At 32.5% G+C, this 22,932-nt stretch carries 22 protein-coding genes and 1 tRNA gene; 17 read left to right on the top strand and 6 right to left on the bottom strand.

Translation table 11 applies throughout. The features are described from left to right. Positions 1 to 227 precede the first annotated feature (227 nt). Entirely contained in the window at positions 228 to 632 is a 405-nt protein-coding gene (locus tag EOV51_RS02510; protein ID WP_128149534.1) for a hypothetical protein, read from the top strand. A 212-nt stretch (positions 633 to 844) separates the two neighbouring features. Here the strand turns inward: EOV51_RS02510 and EOV51_RS14840 are convergent, their stop codons facing one another. Beyond that, positions 845 to 979: a hypothetical protein gene (locus EOV51_RS14840; RefSeq protein WP_262901879.1), complete on the bottom strand. Its 135-nt coding sequence runs from the start codon at positions 977 to 979 to the stop codon at positions 845 to 847. Positions 980 to 1,624: 645 nt separating this feature from the next. On the opposite strand from EOV51_RS14840, the gene EOV51_RS02505 reads away from it, so the two are divergent. From EOV51_RS02505 to EOV51_RS02490, 4 genes are all read left to right on the top strand, one after another. Beyond that, the gene (locus EOV51_RS02505) at positions 1,625 to 2,038 is read left to right on the top strand and encodes a hypothetical protein (protein ID WP_128149532.1); all 414 of its coding nucleotides are present in this window, start codon (positions 1,625 to 1,627) and stop codon (positions 2,036 to 2,038) included. A gap of 716 nt (positions 2,039 to 2,754) precedes the next feature. Beyond that, a complete protein-coding gene (locus EOV51_RS02500; protein ID WP_128149530.1) occupies positions 2,755 to 3,147 on the top strand; it encodes a hypothetical protein in 393 nt (130 codons plus the stop codon). Positions 3,148 to 3,480: 333 nt separating this feature from the next. Then, entirely contained in the window at positions 3,481 to 3,738 is a 258-nt protein-coding gene (locus tag EOV51_RS02495) for a hypothetical protein (protein WP_128149528.1), read from the top strand. A gap of 775 nt (positions 3,739 to 4,513) precedes the next feature. After that, positions 4,514 to 4,849 (top strand): carboxymuconolactone decarboxylase family protein, encoded by a 336-nt coding sequence (locus EOV51_RS02490; protein ID WP_128149526.1) that lies wholly within the window; start codon positions 4,514 to 4,516, stop codon positions 4,847 to 4,849. Between the two features lie 28 nt (positions 4,850 to 4,877). On the opposite strand, the gene EOV51_RS02485 is transcribed toward EOV51_RS02490, so the two are convergent. Both EOV51_RS02485 and EOV51_RS02480 read right to left on the bottom strand, forming a co-directional pair. Beyond that, on the bottom strand, positions 4,878 to 5,414 hold the full coding sequence (locus EOV51_RS02485; RefSeq protein ID WP_128149524.1) for an RNA polymerase sigma factor: 537 nt from the start codon (positions 5,412 to 5,414) through the stop codon (positions 4,878 to 4,880). Between the two features lie 495 nt (positions 5,415 to 5,909). Then, positions 5,910 to 5,994, bottom strand: a tRNA-Leu gene (locus tag EOV51_RS02480). Positions 5,995 to 6,614: 620 nt separating this feature from the next. On the opposite strand from EOV51_RS02480, the gene EOV51_RS02475 reads away from it, so the two are divergent. The 12 genes from EOV51_RS02475 (at position 6,615) to EOV51_RS02420 (ending at position 19,886) form a co-directional block, all read left to right on the top strand. Beyond that, a complete protein-coding gene (locus EOV51_RS02475; RefSeq protein WP_128149523.1) occupies positions 6,615 to 7,145 on the top strand; it encodes an NADH-quinone oxidoreductase subunit NuoE family protein in 531 nt (176 codons plus the stop codon). A 23-nt stretch (positions 7,146 to 7,168) separates the two neighbouring features. Further along, a complete protein-coding gene (gene nuoF / locus EOV51_RS02470; protein ID WP_128149521.1) occupies positions 7,169 to 8,500 on the top strand; it encodes an NADH-quinone oxidoreductase subunit NuoF in 1,332 nt (443 codons plus the stop codon). Then, entirely contained in the window at positions 8,487 to 9,314 is an 828-nt protein-coding gene (locus tag EOV51_RS02465) for a hypothetical protein (protein ID WP_128149519.1), read from the top strand. The genes nuoF and EOV51_RS02465 overlap by 14 nt, the downstream gene beginning before the upstream one ends. Positions 9,315 to 9,332: 18 nt before the next feature. Next, positions 9,333 to 10,325, top strand: a complete 993-nt coding sequence (locus tag EOV51_RS02460; protein WP_128149517.1) for a 2Fe-2S iron-sulfur cluster-binding protein — start codon at positions 9,333 to 9,335, stop codon at positions 10,323 to 10,325. Positions 10,326 to 10,331: 6 nt separating this feature from the next. Then, entirely contained in the window at positions 10,332 to 11,378 is a 1,047-nt protein-coding gene (nuoH, locus tag EOV51_RS02455; protein ID WP_128149515.1) for an NADH-quinone oxidoreductase subunit NuoH, read from the top strand. 76 nt (positions 11,379 to 11,454) lie between these two features. After that, a complete protein-coding gene (locus EOV51_RS02450) occupies positions 11,455 to 11,952 on the top strand; it encodes a NuoI/complex I 23 kDa subunit family protein (RefSeq protein WP_128153280.1) in 498 nt (165 codons plus the stop codon). 4 nt (positions 11,953 to 11,956) lie between these two features. Then, a complete protein-coding gene (locus EOV51_RS02445; RefSeq protein WP_128149513.1) occupies positions 11,957 to 12,451 on the top strand; it encodes an NADH-quinone oxidoreductase subunit J family protein in 495 nt (164 codons plus the stop codon). A gap of 36 nt (positions 12,452 to 12,487) precedes the next feature. Next, positions 12,488 to 12,811 carry an NADH-quinone oxidoreductase subunit NuoK gene (gene nuoK, locus EOV51_RS02440; protein ID WP_128149511.1) on the top strand — a complete coding sequence of 108 codons (324 nt, stop codon included), beginning with the start codon at positions 12,488 to 12,490 and terminating at the stop codon, positions 12,809 to 12,811. A gap of 3 nt (positions 12,812 to 12,814) precedes the next feature. Further along, a complete protein-coding gene (gene nuoL / locus EOV51_RS02435; RefSeq protein ID WP_128149509.1) occupies positions 12,815 to 14,710 on the top strand; it encodes an NADH-quinone oxidoreductase subunit L in 1,896 nt (631 codons plus the stop codon). A 31-nt stretch (positions 14,711 to 14,741) separates the two neighbouring features. Continuing rightward, complete coding sequence (locus EOV51_RS02430; RefSeq protein WP_128149507.1) at positions 14,742 to 16,220, top strand: complex I subunit 4 family protein; 1,479 nt, start codon at positions 14,742 to 14,744, stop codon at positions 16,218 to 16,220. Between the two features lie 659 nt (positions 16,221 to 16,879). Then, positions 16,880 to 17,860, top strand: coding sequence for a helix-turn-helix transcriptional regulator (locus EOV51_RS02425; RefSeq protein WP_128149505.1), 981 nt, complete (start codon positions 16,880 to 16,882; stop codon positions 17,858 to 17,860). 283 nt (positions 17,861 to 18,143) lie between these two features. Next, entirely contained in the window at positions 18,144 to 19,886 is a 1,743-nt protein-coding gene (locus EOV51_RS02420; RefSeq protein WP_128149504.1) for a hypothetical protein, read from the top strand. A gap of 341 nt (positions 19,887 to 20,227) precedes the next feature. Here EOV51_RS02420 and EOV51_RS02415 read toward each other — a convergent pair whose 3' ends face one another. From EOV51_RS02415 to EOV51_RS02405, 3 genes are read right to left on the bottom strand one after another with little or no spacing between them, the layout of a single operon-like run. Next, positions 20,228 to 20,806 (bottom strand): LutC/YkgG family protein, encoded by a 579-nt coding sequence (locus tag EOV51_RS02415; protein ID WP_128149503.1) that lies wholly within the window; start codon positions 20,804 to 20,806, stop codon positions 20,228 to 20,230. Beyond that, positions 20,796 to 22,184 (bottom strand): lactate utilization protein B, encoded by a 1,389-nt coding sequence (locus EOV51_RS02410; RefSeq protein ID WP_128149502.1) that lies wholly within the window; start codon positions 22,182 to 22,184, stop codon positions 20,796 to 20,798. Before EOV51_RS02410 ends, EOV51_RS02415 begins: the two co-directional genes overlap by 11 nt. Beyond that, positions 22,178 to 22,918, bottom strand: coding sequence for a (Fe-S)-binding protein (locus EOV51_RS02405; RefSeq protein WP_128149501.1), 741 nt, complete (start codon positions 22,916 to 22,918; stop codon positions 22,178 to 22,180). Before EOV51_RS02405 ends, EOV51_RS02410 begins: the two co-directional genes overlap by 7 nt. Positions 22,919 to 22,932 lie beyond the last annotated feature (14 nt).

The following is a 22,932-nucleotide window of genomic DNA, read 5'->3' as shown; positions in this document are numbered from 1 at the left end:
TATACGTATAATAATTTGATGAAACCTATAGATAAGTAGAATTTTTTTCACCAGTACATATAATTAGCTCTTTTGATTTTTCAATGAGGTAAATGATGACGATGAAACGGTTACCATTGGTTTTATATAATTTAAAATAATAAAATGGTTATCAGATAACAATTTATTCTCAGTATCAAATATTAAAAAAAATAAGAAGTTACGTCTCATCAATACTATAAATTCATATGGACACAAAAACTAAAATAAATACATTATTATTGGTATTACTATTGTTGTGTTGTAAATCTTGTTGGGGAGTTGATGAAAAAATGAAGGAGGAAGCTTTAGTTCAAGATTTTAAAATTATAAATTTGAATCAGAATGAATATGATTTAGTCTTAAAAGAGGGTGACGGTGTCTATACTTATATTGATAGACAATGCCAGGAATTATTTTTTGATTCATTAAACCTATATGTTAAATCAAGATCAACAGATAGTTTATCAAAATATAGTCATATAAAATTGTTTCAAGATCGAAATCATAAATATATTAGAAACAAGATAGAACAAAAAGAATATTATTTAAGAAAAAAAGAATGCAATAATTGTTTAATTAAACAATGGGAGAATCTCCCTCTCGCAAATTAGACTGCTCTAAAAATAGATACAAATATTCAGTAAATATTAACAAGAACAAACCCGATACATATCGGTCGTTTTTTTTACTCTTTATTCAATAAATTCAGTAGCTTCAGTTCATCCTTAGGGATAAGAGAACGAACAAGCGCAGAGATATTGTAAATGTCCCATTGAGTGTGTTTTATGTAATTGGGGAAAGAAAGGTGTGATAGCTGAGTAGTTTAAGTAATTTTACAGAGGGATTTAAGAGTAAATCCAAGGTTTTGATAATCTGAGATGGTTTTAAGTTTTTGTAAAGTAACTATGAAATCTTTAGGATTTAGTTTTTCATTGGATGACTTGTTTTGTGTTTGCATAGTAAAAAGGGATTAAGTTAAATAAAAAGGCAGGTCGCTGCAAATAAATTTTACAGTGTAGAAAGGTCTCAGGACTTTTATTCAAATTTTAGCTTTAAATAGTATCTTTGGCAGGTAAAAAGTTGATTGAAATAGTTTAGTGTAGCCTTGTATGGATGTTTGAACTGGAGTAAGAGTTTTTTAGAAAGAAATAATACCCAAAGGAAAAAATCTTTTCTTATGTAAGGGTAAGGAGTTGGATGAGGAAACAGGTCTTTACTATTACGGTGCAAGATACTATAATAAGAGAGAGAGAGTGTGTGGTTATATACCGATCCATTAAGTGGTTACAATCCGATTATGGAAGTTGAGCATTATATCGATGGTCAGCATAAAGGAGGAGTTTATAACTAGTTTAACTTAAATTCTTACGGATACTGTTGTCAGAAAATAAGTTTATTACTTTATGGAGAACTGATAAAGGAGTAAATATAATTCCTTGAAAATATAATAGTTTCTTTCCTCCAGAGAATAATTATGTATTGACAACAAATAGAGAACATACTGTAGGAGTGAAAACATATTAGGAGGCGGTTAGAGAGATTCGGGAAAGTCAGATGAAACGACCTATATCTTTTGGTTTAAATAAATTTTAATTAAATAATTATGAAAAATGTAATAAAATTTTTAATTTTATTCTTTATTTTTATAGGGTGTTTTTTATTGTATTTAGTACAAAAAAGAGAGTATTATCAGATATCAGATAAGTATGTTACTGTATGGAAGACATCAGGAGGTTGTTATTTAATTCCAGGTAAATATAGGAGTTGGTTTATACCTAAAGATAATTATATAAAAACTAGTAATATGAATGCAATTACTATTATTATAGATAAAAATTCAAATTATGATTATATTATTTCAAATGATTATAATAAAGAATTAAAAATTATAATGAGTGATTATAAAATTAGGTATTATGGATATAAACAAAGAGATGAATTTGTCAAAGAATATTATAAAGACAATAAATTAAAACTAGGATTAAAATGTGAACCTATAGATATAAGTGAATTATAATACCAATCGGCAACTTTAAAAAGTTGCCGATTTTTTGTTACTCCTTATTCAACAGATCCAGCAACTCTAGCTCGTCTTTAGGAATTAGTGAGCGCATGAGTTGGAAGATATTGTAAATGTCCCATTGGTTGTGTTCCGTGTAATTAGGGAACGAGAGGTCGGCTAATAAAGCGGTCTGTGTAATTTTACAAAGGGATTTGAGGGTAAAACCTAAGCTCTCGTAGTCGGGAATGGATTTTAGTTTTTCAAGAGAGACTAAAGATTCTTTAAGGTTTGGTTTTAGTATGAAGGCGTTATAGTAAAAAAAATAGTTAAGATTAAGAAATAGGCAAGTCGCTGATAACGAATTCTATTTAGCAAAATGAATCCAGAACTTGTAAATTAGGTTAAATCTGAAAAAAAGCATTTTTTAATGAAAAAAGTTGATTGAAACAATTATTGCCTTTAGTTATAGATAATAATAAAATACGATGTATAATATCTCCAAAATTTATTTATATTAATTTTTTGGTATATTGATTTATATATAATAAAATATGTTAAATATAACATTGTTTAATAAGAAAATAAATTATATAATGATAATAAATATATTTATATATACTTTTGTAGAGGCCTTATGAAATAGACTGTCAATTAAAATAACAGTAGCGTATGTTAAGTGTAGCATTATAGCATAATGTTTCAATTTAGATTCGATGATCAAGCTAAAGAATATGAAAGATCTTACTAAGTATTTCCTTGATGCTATTAATAGCAATTTATATTGGAAACATGATATGTTTTTTGATGCAGTTAATTTATTACAATTAAATAAATATACTATTTCATTTTGGCTTAATGAGGAAAATTGGGCTATTATAAATTTGGAAGATAAAACAATAGGATATATGTGGATTAATTATCCCTTATTATTTGTGCTAAATGAATATATCGCTGATATACTTACTTTATTAGATAGTAGCCAAATTACTATTGTGGGAATTAAGAGTTTACAAAAGAAAGAATTTAAAGTAGATTATAATCTGCTGAAAGATTATTTAGACTATGGATTTGATAGTAAATGTTTTTCAATAGAGGATTTGTGGTTTTATACTAATAGTATATAAATTTAGCTTGATAATTTTTAATTAGTTATTGACTTATCTAAACCCTTATCATCAAGCATGTTTTTTAGTTTTTTAAGATTGCCTGATCAATAAATCCAACAATTCAATTTTATCTTTAGGGATAAAGCGGAAGAGGAATTACTATTTTTTTGTTATATTCGGTTTAGCTTTGAAAAAATGTTTTCGTAAATAAAGCAATATGAGTAATTTTAGATAAGGATTTGACGGAATAACCTAAGTCCTCATAATCCGAAATAGTTATAAGTGTTGCAAAAGTAATAGCACTAGAGTTTTAGTTTGAATTCTTAGTTTATATGTGAAGTTTATATTGAAATGAGTAGTATTAATCATAATTGTAAAGTTTGTGGATTGTATATAGAAGATTTTCCGTGGGGTGAAAATGGTGATAGCCCTACATATGAAATTTGTCCCTGTTGTGGAGTAGAATTTGGAAACGAAGATTATACGGTAGAATCAATCAATGAATATAGGGATAAATGGATGAATGAGGGTTTTGAATGGTTCAATTCGAAAGAAAAGCCTAAGAGCTGGAATAAAGAAGAGCAATTTGGAAATATTTTCAAAAGCTAATTGATAATTAATCTTGCATTAGTATAAATAATATTATTTTTAATAAGTGAATATCAATATCTTTTTATATTTTATTTATTCCATATTTAATATTTACAGTTTAAAAAAATAATTTTCGTCAATATAACACCCAGATCATTTGCATTTAAAAAAGATGCGCTTGGTTGAATATTAAATTAAAAATGATTAATGAACAAGATAAAAGAGAGTTATTTAATATCAGTAAAATTTATTTAGAACTAATTTTACACGAAGAATCTGTGCAGGAAGAGTTATTATCCTTTTATCAAGCAACCCCTGGAGATTTAACATACGAAGTAATTCAGATTAGCAAAGTTATTTATCATACTATAATTCCCACACCATCTATCCACATTAAGATTAATATTAATTTAAGCACTAGGATAATCGGGTATTATTCAATTTATTTAGATAATCAGCATAATTTTTTAGATGAGTTCTTTTACTTTAAGTAATTTACATTTATTGTTTAATATTCATTTTATTTATATAACCACTATAAATGTCAAATTTATATTTAAAGCCAGAAGGTAGGATTTAGCGTTTATATAAGAAATTTTTATGCAGTATGGTGCAATATAAAAATATCAGATATAACAAAAAATAATTATATCACGTGTAAAAGTGAGTATGATGCTAAGAAAAGCCTAAAGAAATATTATTTGATTTTTGTGTATAAAAATATTATGAACCTTTTTCAAGGTGATTAAAAAGCTTTAATGGTATATATATATAACATTAAAGTAAAATCAACATGAAACAGTATTCAGAACCGTCAGACAAACAATTTACGAACGACATTATTAAAGGCTCCCCTAAACAAGTAGAAGCTTGGTTGAGTTTTGATGAAGAGATTCACAATGTAGAATCTGCGATACCCTCAAAATACAAAGAGCTAATATCTATAGCAGTAGCATTAACAACACAATGTCCCTATTGTATAGAAGTTCACACGAAAAAAGCAGTAGAAATGGGTATAAGTCAGCAAGAATTAACGGAAACTATTATGATTACGGCAGCTCTACGCTCCGGAGCAGCTATGGGATATGGACTTTTATCAATGAAATTTTTTAAAAACATAGAAAAATAGACCTCACTAAGAAGATGAATAATACAAATTATTCATCTTCAACTTTACGTTTAGCTTTCTTTAATTGTTGAATACACTTATATTTTTGATTAGAAGCACTATGTTTATTCTTCCATCCCATTTTTGTCATTAACTTTTCAATAGGTTGATTATAAAAGAAAATAGCTTTAAGTAATTTTTGACAATGATTAGAGATATGGCTCAACCATAGCAATACCTTATTCTCCTTAGTTAGATTGTTACTTGCTTCAGGAAAAAACTCAATACTATGTTTATCATCAAATGATTCTTTTCGAAAAAAATGATTGTCTCTTAAACGTTTTAACCAAATATTTTTGGCAATAGCAAAAAGAAAAGTAGATAAAGTAGAAGTGAGTATAAAATCTGGATTTCTGATTTTTTGAATGAGAACTAGGTAAGACTCATGAAAGACATCCTGAGCATCTTCCATATTTCCGTTGTTTCTCATAATATAACGTGCTACAGCAGAGAAATTTTTATTGTAAAATGATTTCGGCAAGTAACTTTTATCGGCTCTTATATTAGTAATGATTTCTTGATCCATGTTTCAATAAATAGTATAGTTCTATTTCAAGATAGTTCATACCATAAACTTAAAATTATCACCCATATTGCATTTTAAATTTATTTATAAGTTTTTAATTAAATTTAGAATATTTAAAGACATATTTTATAAACAAAAAGTTAGCTCCCTGCTAAACGCTTTAAAATCAGTTAAATAAAATTAATGAATTTCTATAGTGAACGTTAAGAACTAACTAAACGTAACAACAGGAGCTAATTATTACTAATGGTTTTGTAAATATAGGATGAATACTATCAAGAGAATTTGCCTACATAAAAAGGTGTAATATACATATTCATTTATATAAATAAAGATGCTGCAGTCTTGGTAAAAATCAGCAGTTACTTATAAATAAATATTTTGGAGTCAGCATAAGTTTCAGAGGTTATTGAATTTAAAATAATTGGATGCTAAAATAAATGTAATTAAATCAAAAAAGCAATTAACTGATTGAAAGTTAATTGCTTTTTATTTTGGTACGGATGAAGGGAATCGAACCCCCACGCCTCACGGCACTAGATCCTAAGTCTAGCGTGTCTACCAGTTCCACCACATCCGCATGTCTTGGTTTTGGACTGCAAATATACACTTATTTTCTAAATCAAAAAATATTTGGAGTAAAAAATATAGTAAAAAAAATAAATATTCAGGAGGTGTTCGCGTAAATATTTATAAATAAGATATATACTGACTAAAGTGAAACTTATCGTAGGAGTTGCAGTTAAAAAAAAGTTTCTTTAAAAACAAGATGTATTAAAAAATGGGAAACAATCAGATACTTCTTTTATCTTAAATAGAATAATAATGAAATATAAGCTAATTTATAAAATGGAAGTAGGAGAACTTAGTAAAGAATAGTTGATTGAAAAAACGATAAATATCTTTACTTATGTAAGAGCATTTCTTAAGATGTAGGGTAAATCTTATTTAAAGTTATAATTAAAGAAAGGAGCTATAAGGGAATGGTTGAAATTTATCTTATTGAGATAAAAACAATCCAGATACAAATATATATTTAAGAACTTCTATTTTTTTGAATCTTAGGTTAAAAGAAAAATAATTGAGGATTTTCTTATTTAAAACAATTCTAGATAGCGTCAGAACAGGGTAAAAGTCAGATTTAATTTTTTTAACTAAGATCCATTATTGTATATTTGCACTCTAACACAAAAACATAAAATGGACGCAAACAGCGTAAAATCTAATAATGTAGTGGTTTTTAGTGAAGAAACCTTAACGAAGGTAAATAAGATCATAGCCAGATATCCGGAAGGGAAGCAGAAATCTGCTCTTATTCCAGTATTGCATTTGGCACAAAAAGAATTTGATGGTTGGTTAGATGTTCCCGTAATGGATTATGTAGCATCTCTCTTATCCATTACACCTATAGAAGTATATGAAGTTGCAACTTTTTATACCATGTTTAATATGCAGCCGGTAGGCAAATATGTGTTAGAAGTTTGCAGAACCGGACCATGTATGTTAAATGGAAGTGATCAAATCATTGAGTATATCAAAGAAAAACTACAAATAAAAGAAGGTGAAACCACACAAGATGGTTTATTTACCCTGAAGCCCGCTGAATGTTTAGGAGCATGCGGATATGCGCCTATGATGCAGATAGGTAAGTTCTATCACGAACACCTTACCAAAGAAAAAATAAATGAGATTATAGATCTCTGCAGAGCGGGAAACATAGCAATTGATTAGAAAAAAATAGACAGCTTACACCAATGAGCAATAAGTTATTACTTAAAAATAGCAAAGTAGAAGGCATCAAAACATTTGAGGTTTACAGAAAACATGGAGGATATGTAAGTGCGGAAAAAGCCTTGAAAATGTCTCCGGATGAAATTTTGGAAGAAGTCAAGACCAGTGGCTTACGAGGAAGAGGAGGAGCAGGGTTTCCTACAGGTATGAAATGGAGTTTCTTAGCTAAACCGGAAGGAATACCTCGTTACTTAGTAGTCAATGCAGACGAGTCAGAACCCGGAACATTCAAAGACCGGTATCTTATGGAGTATATTCCACATATACTTATAGAAGGGATTTTGATTTCATCTTATTGTTTAGGGGCCAATACATCCTATATATATATAAGAGGGGAATACTCATGGATTCCTGATATATTGGAAAAAGCAATTGAAGAAGCTAAAGCGAACGGTTTTCTTGGTAAAAACATAAAAAATACAGGATATGATCTTGAAATTTATGTACAAAGAGGAGCCGGGGCTTATGTATGCGGAGAAGAAACAGCCTTGTTAGAATCATTGGAAGGAAAAAGAGGAAATCCAAGATTAAAACCTCCGTTTCCGGCAGTAAAAGGATTATACCAGTGTCCAACAGTGGTAAATAATGTAGAAACCGTAGCCTCCATTCCATCAATAATAGAAATTACAGGAGCTGAATACGCTAAGTTAGGAGTAGGAAGATCTACAGGAACCAAGTTAATTTCTGCCTGTGGTAACTTAAATAAACCAGGAGTATACGAAATAGACTTTAACCTGAGTGTTGAAGAATTTATATATAGTGAAGAATATTGCGGAGGAATACCTAATGGTAAAAAACTCAAAGCATGTATTCCGGGAGGGTCTTCAGTACCTATTGTACCCGCAAGACTATTATTAAAAACGGCAGAAGGCGAACCTCGTTTAATGAACTATGAAAGTTTATCTGTCGGTGGATTTGAAACAGGAACCATGTTAGGCTCCGGTGGATTCATAGTGCTGGATGAAGATCAGTGTGTAGTACGGCATACCATGACATTAGCGCGCTTTTACAACCACGAAAGCTGTGGGCAATGTACGCCTTGTCGGGAAGGTACCGGATGGCTTTACAAAATTTTGAAAAAAATTGAAGAAGGCAGAGGTACTTACGAAGACATAGATCTTCTTTGGGACGTACAAAGAAAAATTGAAGGAAATACCATATGTCCGCTTGGAGACGCGGCATCTTGGCCGGTGGCAGCAGCCATTCGTCACTTTAGAGATGAATTTGAATGGCATATTAACAATCCAGAGTGCTTAACAAGAAACTATGGAATAGCAGACTATGCACAAGTATAAAAAATTAGTAAACAGTTTATTACTTTTTCTGTTAAGTTCATCATTAACATGGGTGTACGGACAAACAGACAAAAAAATTGCCCACAAAAAAGGCGAGTTCTACGCCTATTGGGGTTGGAATAGAGCCTATTACGGTAGATCTTCCGTACATTTCACAGGAAATGATTATAACTTTACCCTTCATGGTGTCAAAGGAGACGATAAGCCAATCGGCTGGAATTTTAATGACTTTTTAAACCCGGGAAGAATTACAATCCCTCAGGTGAACTATAGAATAGGATATTTCTTTAAAGATAACTGGGCTATCTCTTTGGGTATGGATCACATGAAATATGTGGTCAGACCCGGACAATGGGTCAAAGCCACCGGAAGTATAGAACGCCCCGGCTATGAAAACCAGATTGTGGAAGGAGAATCTACCTACCTAACCGATGAATTTCTGCATCTGGAGCATACCGACGGATTAAATTACCTCAATGTAGAATTGGAGTATTATCATAATTTCATTAAAGCTGGATTTTTCAAGCTAAATGGAATTGCCGGAGCAGGAGTAGGAGCTGTAATACCAAAAACCAATGCTACCCTGATGGACAAAGACAGACACGACAAGTTTCATCTCGCAGGCTATGGAGTAGACGCTAAAGTTGGCGCAGAGCTCCTTTTTTGGAAAATATTTTTTCTTAGAACAGAACTGAAAGAAGGTTTTATAGGCCTTCCAGATATAAGAACCAGTTCAGATAAATCAGATAAAGCATCACAAAACATATTATACCTTCAGTGGAATTATACCTTTGGAGTAAGCTGGCATTTCTAATGTAGTATTATAAAGAAAATGAGTGAAGAAGTAAGTAAAATAAAAGTAACAATAGATGGAGTAACAGTAGAAGTAGCTCCCGGAATTACTATTGTAGACGCTGCTCGTCAGATAGGAGGAGCCTCTGTGCCTCCGACAATGTGTTATTACAGTAAACTGGAAGGGAGCGGAGGACGTTGCCGTACCTGTTTAGTGGAAGTATCAAAAGGATCTGAAAAAGATCCGCGCCCTATGCCTAAACTGGTTCCTTCTTGCAGAACCAATGTTATGGATGGAATGGAAGTAAAAGTAATTACTTCAGAAAGAGTTGTACAGGCAGTTCAGGGAATAACCGAATTTTTATTAATCAATCACCCGCTCGATTGTCCTGTTTGCGATCAGGCAGGAGAATGTAAATTACAAGATTTAGCCTACGAGCACGGTTTAGAAAGAACCCGTTCTGAATTTCCAAGAAGAACATTTCAGCCTGATGATATCGGCCCTTATATAAAATTAAACATGAACCGTTGCATTCTTTGCGCGAGATGTGTCTTAGTAGCCAATCAGCTTACCAATCAAAGAAATCACGGAATACTTTTCAGAGGAGATCATGCAGAAATTAGTACGTATCTGAACAAAGCCATAACCAATGATTTTTCAGGAAACGTAATAGATGTTTGTCCCGTAGGAGCACTTACAGACAGAACTTCAAGATTTAAAAGCAGAGTATGGTTTACAGAGCCGGTTAATGCTACCTGTAAATGCGAAAAATGTAGCGGAAAAGCAGTTCTTTGGATGAAAGGAGATGAAATATTGAGAGTAACTGCCAGAAAAGATCAGTACAATGAAGTAGAAGAATTCATTTGTAACGATTGCAGATTCGAAAGAAAAGAACGCAAATATTGGAACATAGAAGGACCTACCCATATCAGCGATCATTCGGTAATATCGTTAAATCATTATGAATTACCATTGCCTAAAAACGATCCTCACTATTTAACAAAACAAAATAAAACAAAAACGATAGAATAAAATAATATGTGGTTTACAGTATCATTAGTGGTAATTCTCTTTATAATATGCCTTGGAGGAGCAGCTTATGAAACCTGGATGGAAAGGAAAGTGGCAGCACTTATGCAAGACAGGTTTGGACCAAGCAGAGCCGGTAAATTCGGTTTATTACAACCCCTTTGCGACGGAGGAAAATTATTTTTTAAAGAAGACTTTGTTCCTAGAAATGCAGAAAAGTGGCTGTTTATAATATCACCGGGTATACTAATGTTAATAGCATTAAGTACCGGTGCAGTAATCCCTTGGGGAAAATCCCTCTTTATAGCAGGAGTTTCTTATCCCGTACAGGTTGCCAGCATAGATGTCGGAGTACTTTACATAATGGGAATTGTTTCCATAGGAGTTTATGGGATTATGTTGGGAGGATGGTCTTCCAATAATAAATATTCGCTCTTAGGAGCCATAAGAGCTTCATCACAAATGATTTCGTATGAATTAGCTATGGGATTATCTCTCTTATCTATTATTATGATGTCCGGAACTCTTGATTTACGGGTTATGGTAGAAGAACAGGCAACCAATTTATATGGAATTTCATTTCTTAATGGTATGGCTTGGAATGTATTTTACCAGCCTTTAGCATTTATTTTATTTGTCACCTGTTCATTTGCTGAATTAAACCGTGCCCCTTTTGATTTGGCAGAATGCGAGTCTGAATTGGTTGGAGGATATCATACCGAATACAGCTCCATGAAATTTGGAACATTTCTATTCGCTGAGTACATCAATATGTTTATTAACTCAGCTTTAATTAGTACGTTGTTCTTTGGTGGCTACAGCTTCCCTTATATGAATAAACTTGTGGAGAACGGTTTAGGTGAAAACTGGATTGGAATAATCAGTATCCTTGCTTTTCTTCTTAAAATAGTATTCTGCGTATTCTGTTTTATGTGGGTAAGATGGACTCTTCCTAGATTCAGATACGACCAGTTAATGAGACTTGGATGGAGAATAATGATACCGTTAGCCATTCTTAATTTATTAATAACCGCTACGGTAGTAGTATTTACGTAATAATAAAAGTATAATCAGTTATACATAATTTATGCAACGATTAACCAATAGATCAAAAGTAGTTTCAAACAAAGAAATGAGCTTAAAAGAAAAAGCATATCTTCCTGCCATCCTTGGTGGAATGAAGATAACTTTAAAACATTTCTTTAAGAAACCAGTTACTATAGCTTACCCCGAAAAGAAAAGAGAATTTAGCCCTGTATATAGAGGCCAGCACGTACTAAAAAGAGACGACCAAGGTAGAGAAAGATGTACAGCCTGCGGTTTATGTGCAGTAGCCTGTCCAGCAGAAGCTATAACTATGATTGCCGCAGAAAGAAAACGAGGAGAAGAAAACCTGTACAGAGAAGAAAAATATGCCGAAAAATATGAAATTAACATGTTAAGATGTATATTTTGCGGACTTTGTGAAGACGCTTGTCCAAAAGAAGCTATTTTCCTTACTGATAGAATTGTGATGCCGGAGCCTAAAAGAAATAATTTCGTTTACGGGAAAGATCTCTTAGTCGAAACTTTGGAAAATAGAATAGACGTATCTCAACGACAAATAAAAAGTTATACAGTAGAAAAATAGAAATATGGAGGAAATTTTGTTTTATATAGTATCTGCATGCGCTATTATCAGTGCGTTCTTTGTAGTTTTCAGTAAAAGCCCCATGTACAGTATCATATCTTTGATTGTTACTTTTTTCTCCATTTCCGGTTTATACATCATGTTAAATGCACAGTTTCTTAGTGCTGTTCAGATTATAGTGTATTCAGGAGCCATCATGGTACTATTTCTATACGTATTAATGATGCTGAACCTCAAGCAAAAAGATGAACCTTTAAAAGGAAGTGGCTTTCAAATTTTGGCAGTTATCTCGGGAGGACTTGTTTTTATCGGTTTCATAGGAGCATTAAGAGGGTTTCAATCTATTGACCTTCCGGTTTCACCGGACAGTCAGATAGGGTTAACTAAAAATTTGGGATACCTGCTTTTCAGTGAGTACGTATTACCTTTTGAGTTAGCAGGGATACTGTTTTTATCAGCTCTCGTAGGAGCCGTAATGATAGGAAAAAGAGACTTATAACAATACAAATTTAATTTCTTGAAATAAACAAAAGAAATGGTAAACAGTTTATTACAAAGCATACCGATAGATTATTTTATTTATTTATCTACATTACTCTTTTGTATAGGAGTAACAGGAGTACTGGTAAGAAGAAACGCAATCATTATTTTAGGTTGTGTGGAACTTATGTTAAACTCTGTTAATTTATTATTAGCTGCATTTTCCGCATATAAAGGAGATGCAGACGGACAAATTTTAGTATTTTTTATCATGGTTGTTGCTGCAGCTGAAGTTGCAGTAGGTTTGGCAATTATAACCATGCTGTACAGAAATACACGTTCAGTAGATGTAAGTTTATTTAATAGATTAAAGGGATAAATAATGGAAAACATAATATATTTAATACCAATTTTACCCTTACTAGGGTTCGCAATTTGCGGGATTTTTGGAAGTAAATTACCTAAAAACATAGTAGGAGTTATTGCAAATCTGATGGTTTGGGTACCTTTCTTCTTATCCGTATATCTATTTATTAACTTTACAGGCCCGGCTCCAATTAAAGCAGAAGCATTTACCTGGTTTGCCGTGGATAATTTTAAAGTTAATTTTTCCTTTCAGATAGATCAATTATCTTTAGTAATGATGATGATTGTTACCGGAATAGGCTCACTGATACATTTGTATTCCATAGGGTATATGCATGACGATAAAGGTTTTTATAAATTTTTTGCCTACCTGAATCTTTTCATATTTTCCATGCTTTTGCTAATTATGGGAAGTAATTTTTTGATCCTTTTCATAGGATGGGAAGGGGTAGGATTTTGTTCATATCTTTTAATCGGATTCTGGTTTAAAAATAAAGAATATGGGTACGCTGCAAGAAAAGCTTTTGTTATGAATAGAATTGGTGACTTAGGGTTACTGATAGGAATATTTATGCTGGCATATTATTTTGGAAGTGTTGAATTTACCGATATTGCTGCAAAAGCAGGTATGTTCAAATCCAATGATACCGTTCTTATAGTGGCAACACTCTTTTTGTTTATAGGGGCTATGGGTAAATCAGCTCAGATACCTTTATACACTTGGTTACCTGATGCGATGGCAGGTCCTACTCCCGTTTCAGCGTTAATACATGCGGCTACAATGGTTACCGCAGGTATTTATTTGGTTATACGTTCCAATGCTATATACAGCCTGGCTCCGTTTACATTGGATTTTATTATGTATATTGGATTGGCTACCTCTATACTGGCTGCATTTATAGGATTACGTCAAAACGATATAAAGAAAGTATTAGCATACTCAACAGTATCACAGTTAGGTTTAATGTTTGTCGCCTTAGGCGCAGGAGCCTACACTACCGCTTTGTTTCACGTAACTACACATGCTTTTTTCAAAGCACTTCTATTCCTCGGAGCAGGAAGCGTTATACATGCGATGGGTGGTGAACAGGACATGAGATATATGGGCGGTTTAAAAAAGAAAATTCCGGTTACCTACTGGACATTTTTAATTGCTACTCTGGCTATTTGCGGTGTACCTCCATTAGCGGGTATGTTTTCTAAAGATGAAATTTTAGTAGCCATTTGGCAAAAAGATAAATTAGTTTGGGGGTTAACTCTCTTTTCAGCAGCACTAACCTGTATATACATGTTCCGCTTATTGTTTTTAACCTTTTTCGGAGATTTCAGGGGAACCGAAGAACAGAAAAAACATGTACATGAAAGTCCTTCTGTAATGACAATTCCTTTAATAATTTTAGCTATATTAACCGTTTTCGGCGGAGCTCTTAATCTACCTCACTATTTAGGTGAAAATATTTCCCAAAAACTGGCTCATTGGTTACAACCTATATACGTAGGTATTCACGCACATGAAGAGCCACCATTCTCTACCGAAATGATATTGCTGGCAGTAACTTTATTGGTAATTGCACTTGTAGCTGCATTGGTATATAACAAATATGTAGTGAAAAAAGCCCAGCCTGTCATTGTGGAAAACATGACCGGATGGGAAAAAGCTTCAGCAAAAGCAGCTTACGTAAACGAACTTTACAACGAAGTTATAGTTAATCCGGTATTGGCATTAGGAAGATTTTTCAAAAATATAGTTGATAAATATATAATCAATGGAATTGTAGAAGGTACAGCCCGTGCAGTTCAGGGATGCGGTAGTTTGCTAAGAATGGTTCAAAACGGAAATGTAGAATATTACGTTTTAGCAATGTCTTTGGGTATTTTTATACTACTCTTAGTAGCTGGATATTTAAGTTAATAATAAAGTAAAAATAAAGTAAACACATATAATGTTAGTTTTAGCAATTCTACTCTTACCGATAATCGGATCAGGATTATTATTTGCCTTGAAAGGCACATTTTCAAAATATATAGCATTAGCTGTGTCATTGGTGCAGTTACTGCTCACAATTTTCCTTTGGCATAAGTTTAATATAAACGATACAGAAGCCTGTCAGTTATTATTGGAACAGCCAGCCTCAGTACTACCAATGCTGTCAAACATCCATTTCGGTGTCGATAGCTTAGGAATCTTAATGGTTTTATTAACCAATGTTTTAGTACCTATTATAATTTATTCAGGCTTAAATGATGAAAGACCCTCAGTTTTTTATGCTCTGATATTATTTATGCAATTTGGTCTGATTGGGATCTTTACATCTATGGACGGATTGTTATTCTATATATTTTGGGAAGTAGCACTTATTCCTATCTGGTTTATATGTGGAATGTTTGGCACAGGAGAAAACAGGTTAAAAATAAACTTAAAGTTCTTTATATATACTTTTTTTGGATCGCTATTTATGCTTGTAGCCTTAATATATGCCTATTTACAAGCAGGATCATTCGATCTGGCTAAATTATATCAGGCAAATTTATCACCAGAATCTCAGATATTTATCTTTTGGATGTTATTTTTAGCCTTTGCAATAAAATTACCAATTTTTCCTTTTCATACATGGCAGGCAGATACCTACTCAATGGCACCTACACAAGGATCTATGCTTTTGTCAGGAATCATGCTAAAAATGGGTGTTTTCGGAATTCTTAAGTTGTTACTACCTTTAGCTCCCGAGGCTGTTGCTGGTTCTTCAGGTATCATTGCATTGGTATTATCTATTATAGGAATAGTATATGCTTCATTAATTGCTGTAGTACAGACAGACATAAAAAGATTGATAGCATTTTCGTCTATGGCCCACGTAGGCTTAATTGCTGCGGGTATTTTCTCAAGTGCGATTATAGCTTTAAATAAAGGTTCAAATCTGGCAGGAATAGAAGGAGCTTCCATTCAGATGCTTGCTCACGGAATAAATGTTGTCGGGCTTTTTTATGCTGCTGATATATTAATTAAAAGGTTTGGAACCAGAGATCTTACTAAGATGGGAGGACTGGCTACAAAAGCTCCCTTTTTCGCAGTTTTATTTATGATTATCTCTCTTGGTACTATGGCAGTTCCATTAACAAATGCCTTCATCGGAGAATTTTTACTTCTAAAAGGAATTTTTAATTTGTCAATTGCCGGAGCTGTTATAGCTGGTTTAACATTGATTTTATGCGCCGTATATACCACTAAAATGTATGGTATGTCTATGTTTGGTACAGGGAATGAAGAATTTTTGAGTAAACAAAAAGATATCGCTTTACAACCTAAAATTGGGCTTATAGTAGTTGCAATTTTAATCTTAGTTATGGGAGTTTATCCACAGCCTTTGCTTACTTTATCTACAGAAACGGCTACTCAGGTATTAAGCTTATTAATTAAATAAATATTTAAATAAATAAAAATAATAAAAACGGAAACAGTGTATACTGTTTCCGTTTTTAATTTTATACGAGAATAAAGAAAGTGGGTATAATCTCTAATAATCTAGATAGTAAGAGAGTTTATTGAATAGGAAATACTAGTAAGATATAAAAATCTTAAATTATCTTTATACATGCATTGGTATCTGTCGGAAAATTAAAAAAATAGTGTTTATATTTTTTAATCTAAATAATCAGGTATGTAATTATAAATATAATTATTGACTGAAAGATATGTTTTCTAACGAGTATGATCTTAAGATATTTAAAACTATTTCTGATTTTATATTTTAACAAGATCAGGTCATCAACTTTCATAAATTTTTCAGGTCAGATAGGCGTACAAAAAATTATAGCTATAATAATTTACTAATTCATTTTTTGAAACGTTGCCGAAAAGTTGAATATATATTTTTTTCTATAATAAATATAACAATATTAGAAACTAGGCATTTACTACCTTAGGATAATTTTATTTTATAATTATTGAAATTTATAAAAATTTAATAATTTAAGAGCATTATTAATAGCGTAATAATTATTTGTTGACTTTCTTTGTTTTTTTAGTATTAGATCTAAAAATTGTAACTTTGCATTTTTATAAATTATAAGTCTATATTTTATGAATTTACAAAAAATATGGGATAATATCTCGGATATAGGAATAGAACATGAAGAAGATGAAAAAATTGTTTATCGTGTTAGATTATTAAATCAATATATATTTATTGTCTTTTTGGTTTTTTTTATTCATGCATTGCATAATTTCTTATACATAAAAGATATGTATTCGGGAAATGTTTTAATGTATTTATCAATGTTTTTTTTGATAGCGCTTTTTATACCTGTAAAATTAAAAAGTTTTCGTTTTCTGGTTTTTTCAGTTTTTCTATTACTCATATGGGTTATTTTTTTTTATGAATCTTATTCAAATAATGAATCCGGAATTTATTTTTATTATTTTCCATTAATATTGGCACTTCCATTTATTTTTGATTTCAAGACTGATTATATATACATGATAATTATTGTTTTACTTGTCTTGATGTCAATTTTAATTAATATTGTAACCGAATATTCTTGGTTTATTAATGATGAATTAACCCATTCAATAAAAAGAAATACCACCTTTATATCAGCATCTATCAGTGGAATGATTGTTATTGTTGATTTAGTCTTCATTATAAAGAAAAATTATATTATACATAAACTATATGAGGAAACTTTTCAAAAAGAGCTTCAATTAGAAGAACAAAAAAAACAGCTATTGTTGCTATCTGAAAAAGGAGTTATAAACTCAAAACAAAAATTAATACAGTTAGCAATTAATAATGATTCTTCTTTTTTTTCAACCTTTTCTGAAGTATATCCTTCATTTTTTTCGGGTTTATTAAAACTGGATCCGGACTTATCAGTTGCAGAATTGGAATTTTGTGCCTACACTAAACTAGGTTTTTCCATTAAAGAAATAGCTACGTATAAATACATTTCAATTAGAGCTGTGGAAGCTAGAAAATACAGAATACGTAAAAAATTGAATTTTGCTACAGGAAAAGAATTAAATGCCTGGATTTTAGATTTTGATATAGATAGCAGAATATAATTAATATGTATATTAATTTTCAGTAATATAATTTTTTTACCTCTTTAAGAAATTTTGAATTCTCAACATAACACGTTTTAAATATTTAATAATCAGTAATTTATTAAAGTGAGTGTTTTTGAGTGTTATTTTTGAGTGCATTTGTATGTAGTTGTGTGAAGGTTTAAATGGTTCATTTTTATTTTAGAATTTCATGTCTGTTATATTTTTGTCCGCTCAAATGGTAGAACGACCATTACTATAAAACATTATCTATATAAAATGAAATTCAACTTTTTTTAAAATGAAAAAATTAGCTCTTATTTTAACAATTGCTCTTACACATGCAATAAATGCACAGGTGGGGATAGGCACTGATATACCAGATACAAAATCTATTTTAGACATTACTTCAGTGGATAAAGGAATATTAATTCCAAGAATGACAGAAGTTCAAAGAGATAAAATTAAACCTGAAGATGCTCAGCAAGCATTAATGATTTATAATACCTCCGAAGATTGTTTCAATTATTGGAATTTAATAGAAAATAAATGGGCAAGTATTTGTGGTGCTTTGGGTAAAGCCCAGTTAAGCTGTGTAAGCTATAAAGTAGCAGGTACATTTGTAGAAGGACTTGAACTAACAGATTCCAACCGTATTTACTTAACTTTGAACGTAACAAAGCCAGGTTCATATTCTATTTCAGGAATAACAAAGAATGGATACAGTTTTTATGGTTCCGGCACTTTTCTGACAGCAGGACAAAATACTATTAAACTAGAAGGTCAGGGAACCCCTCTTAAAGCTCAGGTTGATGCAGTAACAATTTCCATTAACGGAGTAGAGGACACAACGGTTTGTACTCCTTCCGTAAAAGTAAATAGTTCTTATTCTAATTATTCGATAAGCTGCAAAAATTCGGTAGTCAATGGAGTATATAAACAAGGAACTTCATTAGATGGGGCCGGAGGAACTCATTATGTAACAATTTCTCTGAATGCGACATCTAGAGGTTCCTGGAATATAAAATCCAATACTGTAGATGGAATTTATTTTGAAGGTTCCGGAGAAATAACTGCTGTAGGAGCACAAACTGTGACCATCTACGGATATGGTACTCCAACTTCAGTATCAAATAAAACACTCACTCTTACGGCAACTTCATCCTTAGGAGAAAGTACCTGTCAAATTACCGTAGTGGTAGTAATACCTAAAAAGAATATATTGCATATAGGCTCAGTAAACTCAACGCCCGGTTACATAGCACAACCCGGTTCTGGAGCATATAAGATGATTATGGCTCCGGTTAATTTCGGACAAACGGAAACCAGTACAGTTAAAGCTGAAGGATTTAATTCACAGGTAATTGTAGGCGTGCCTAATCAATTAATGATTGATGCTATAAATGCGAAGCCGGATATAGTATTAATCGGATATTATTTTGATTGGAATGCAGGACTTAGCACTCAGTTCATTTCTGCTGTGGTAAATTATGTGAACAATAATGGAGTCTTAATGATAATGTCTCAGAATAGTACAGACGAATCGTTCCTGAAAGCATTATATGGAGATACAAATATAAGTACCAGTCTCATCGATGATCCCTATCGATGGGTATATCCGATTGCAAGTATGCAGGATGACATAGCGAACGGTCCGTTTGGTGATCTGAGAGGAAAATATTGGGGGGGTGACGTAGGAGATACACGTGTTGTTAAAGGAATACCATCTTATGTTATTTCATATAGTACAGGTAATACAAACAGAGCAGGATATCTGTCATTTTTCAGGGATCCAAATCTAAACTTTATTTGGAATGGAGAAGGAGGTTTTCTTGCAAATCCTTCCGGTTGTACGGGAGATGGCTGTGGCGCTGCTGCAGCGACAACTTATCCTTTTGCTATTGACGCAAACCTGAAGCCGATTCCGCGAGTAAACTGGGGGAGTGGAGTAAATACAGGAACAGTTTACAATTCAGCACTTTTTGCTAATATGATGGCTTGGGCTTTGAATCAGGCAGAATTTAATGGTATCAATACAAAGTAAAACAAAAATTATTTTTTAAAATGACATAAACTGTTGCATAGTTTGGTATATGATTGATCTAACGAAGGCTGTCAGATTTATTCTGGCAGTCTTTTATTTACAGGCCAATCGAACAGGGAAATCTATTTTGCAGATTTGTAGGTATCATAAAATGAAATACAAATCGATTGGAAGATACAATCGTTTAGATAGTAACTATCTGCTCAGAAACAATTATCCAAAAAATCTCACTAGCTACTTTTTAAATATATATGATATAGCAGAACTAATATCTAAAATTAAAATCATTACAAAAAATCACTGATTACTATAGTATCAGTGATTTTTTGTAAATAAAATCTTTATGTTAAAATGACAGTAAGCCCTTTAGGACCATGAGCACCCACTACCAAAGCTTGCTCAATATCGGCTGTTTTAGAAGGACCTGAAATAAAAATGCCAAATCCGGAATCATTCGATTCAATAGTCCGATAGGCTTCATGCATATTATTTACCAGCTTGGTTCTATCTAAAATAATAACCAGATATTCACTGATAAAATATAAAGCTTTGTGAACTACGTTCTGCGGAATCCAAATACATCCGTTTTCTGCAACTCCAACCTCTCCCTTAATAATAGCTAAATCCGTTCCGTTAAGTAGATGAGGATCATCCAAATCATCCGGATTAAAAGTGCTGATTGTAATTTCAGGCAGGTTTGAACCTATAGATTGAGCTTGCGAATACAATTCTTTAATTAATATATTTACATCTTCCTGTTTTTCAAGAATTCTGGCATCTCCACCCACAGCTTTACAAATATCAACAAATTGTGAAAGTAAATGATCAAACTGAATACCCAGAACATCCATTTTAGGTTTGTCCAGTCGTGTCTTAATATTTCTTTTAATATTCTGAAGTATATATTCCTTACTGCTCATCTTTTTTTATAGTTTTAATTTTACCTTTTTTCCACATACTTGTAAAACTTTCCTTAGCAAATTTGGGTAAACTGCGTCCCTCTTCCCATTCTTTTAAGCCAAACGCCATCGATCGGGGAACCCAATTAATTAAAGACGTAAATTTTAAACTCGTATTAAACAAGGTCGGATGGGTAAATAAAAATTGCATCCCCAAAGAAATCATTTTTTTTGAAGAACTGGCAGCACCCAAAGAATCAAGATTCTGCCTCCATTCATAAATTTGATCGGCAAGGTCAATTTTTACAGGACAAACATTATTACAGGAATAACACAGCGAACAGGCAGAAACATTATCCGTATATTTATGAGGATCTTTTAGCATACCTAGATTAATTCCTATAGGACCCGGAATAAAATAGGTGTAAGAGTATCCACCGCTTCTACGGTATACAGGGCAGGTATTCATGCAAGCACCACAACGGATACAGTTTAAAGACTTTATATGCTCATTATTTGTTAAAATTTCACTTCTTCCATTGTCAACAATAATTACATGCATTTCTCCACCTTTTTTTGGTTTTTTAAAATGAGAAGTATACGTAGTAACCGGTTGTCCGGTTGCAGAACGAGCGAGTAATCGGGTGTAAACGCTTAAAGCTTCATGATCAGGAATGACCTTTTCCATGCCCATAACGGCAATATGCAGATCGGGAAGTGAAGTCCCCATATCCGCATTACCCTCATTAGTGCAAACAACGATTTCACCGGTAGAAGCCACAGCAAAGTTTACCCCCGTCATTCCTGCATCAGCTGTAAGAAAATCATTCCTTAGAGAAGCTCTTGCTGCCCGCGTAAGATAGGTAGGGTCACTATTTCCTTTTTCAGTATGCAGTTTTTCTTCAAATAACTCACCCACTTCCTGCCGGGTCATATGAATGGCAGGCATAACAATATGTGAGGGTGCAGTATGATTAAGTTGGAGTATTCTTTCGCCCAGGTCGCTTTCAATAACATCAATGCCTTTATCAATAAGATATGGATTTAAATGGCACTCTTCTGTAAGCATAGATTTACTCTTTACTAATTTTTTAACCTTGTGTTTGCTTAAAATATCATAGACAATATCATTATGTTCTTTTGCATCCTTTGCCCAATGGACAATCACGCCATTGGCTTCAGCATTTTTAGAAAATTCCTCGAGATAAATGTCTAGATTGCTTACACTATGGAGCTTTATTTTCTCGGCAATTGTACGAAGCTCTTCCCATTCCGGTAAACTTTTAGACATACGATCTCTTTTCTCTCTTACAAACCACAAGGTTTCATTATGCCAGGAAGCCTGTTTTTTATCTTCCTGAAATTTTTCAGCTGCTATAGAATGTTGAGTACTCATAATCCTGCGGATAAAATTTGAACTACATGAATGGTTTTAATCGGAAGGTTTTGTTTTTCTATAATCCCTCCCATATGCATAAGACAAGAACTGTCCGGACCAGTAATGAATTCGGCACCGGTGTTTATATGATTTTTAATCTTATCTTGTCCCATACAGATAGATACAGCCGGTTCCTCTATGGAAAACATTCCACCAAACCCACAGCATTCATCAATTTTTGCCGGTTCAACTACTTCTACTCCTTCAATTAATCCAAGCAAGTCTTTTACTTTAGAAAAAGAAGGAATGTTTAGCTCACTGGCCGAGCCAAGTTTTAATTCTCTTAGTCCGTGGCAGCTGTTATGTAAGCTTACTTTATGTTGAAAACGACCCGGTAATTTATTGATTTTAAGTATATCGTGCAGAAATTCACAAATATCGTATACTTTGCTGCTCACTTCACTCAGGCAACCTTCTTTTTCCAGAATTTTTGGGTAAGAATCTTTAACAAAACCCACACAACTTCCCGAAGGAGCAACGACATAATCAAAAGTCTCAAACATTGAATTAAAGCGGTTAGCTAAAGGAAGCGCTTTATTTTCAAAACCAGCATTAGCCATGGGTTGACCACAGCAGGTCTGATCTACAGGATAATCCACGTCTAAACCAAAGTGAGTGAGTAATTTATAACTAGCTATAGCCACTTCAGGATAAACGGTATTAACATAACACGGAATAAATAATCCTATTTTCATTTTATTAATTTGTA

Origin of the sequence: Apibacter raozihei, assembly GCF_004014855.1 — a bacterium.
Lineage (GTDB): Bacteria > Bacteroidota > Bacteroidia > Flavobacteriales > Weeksellaceae > Apibacter > Apibacter raozihei.
The sequence above is the reverse complement of the archived record's forward strand: the minus strand, read 5'-3'. Positions and strand labels throughout refer to the sequence as shown.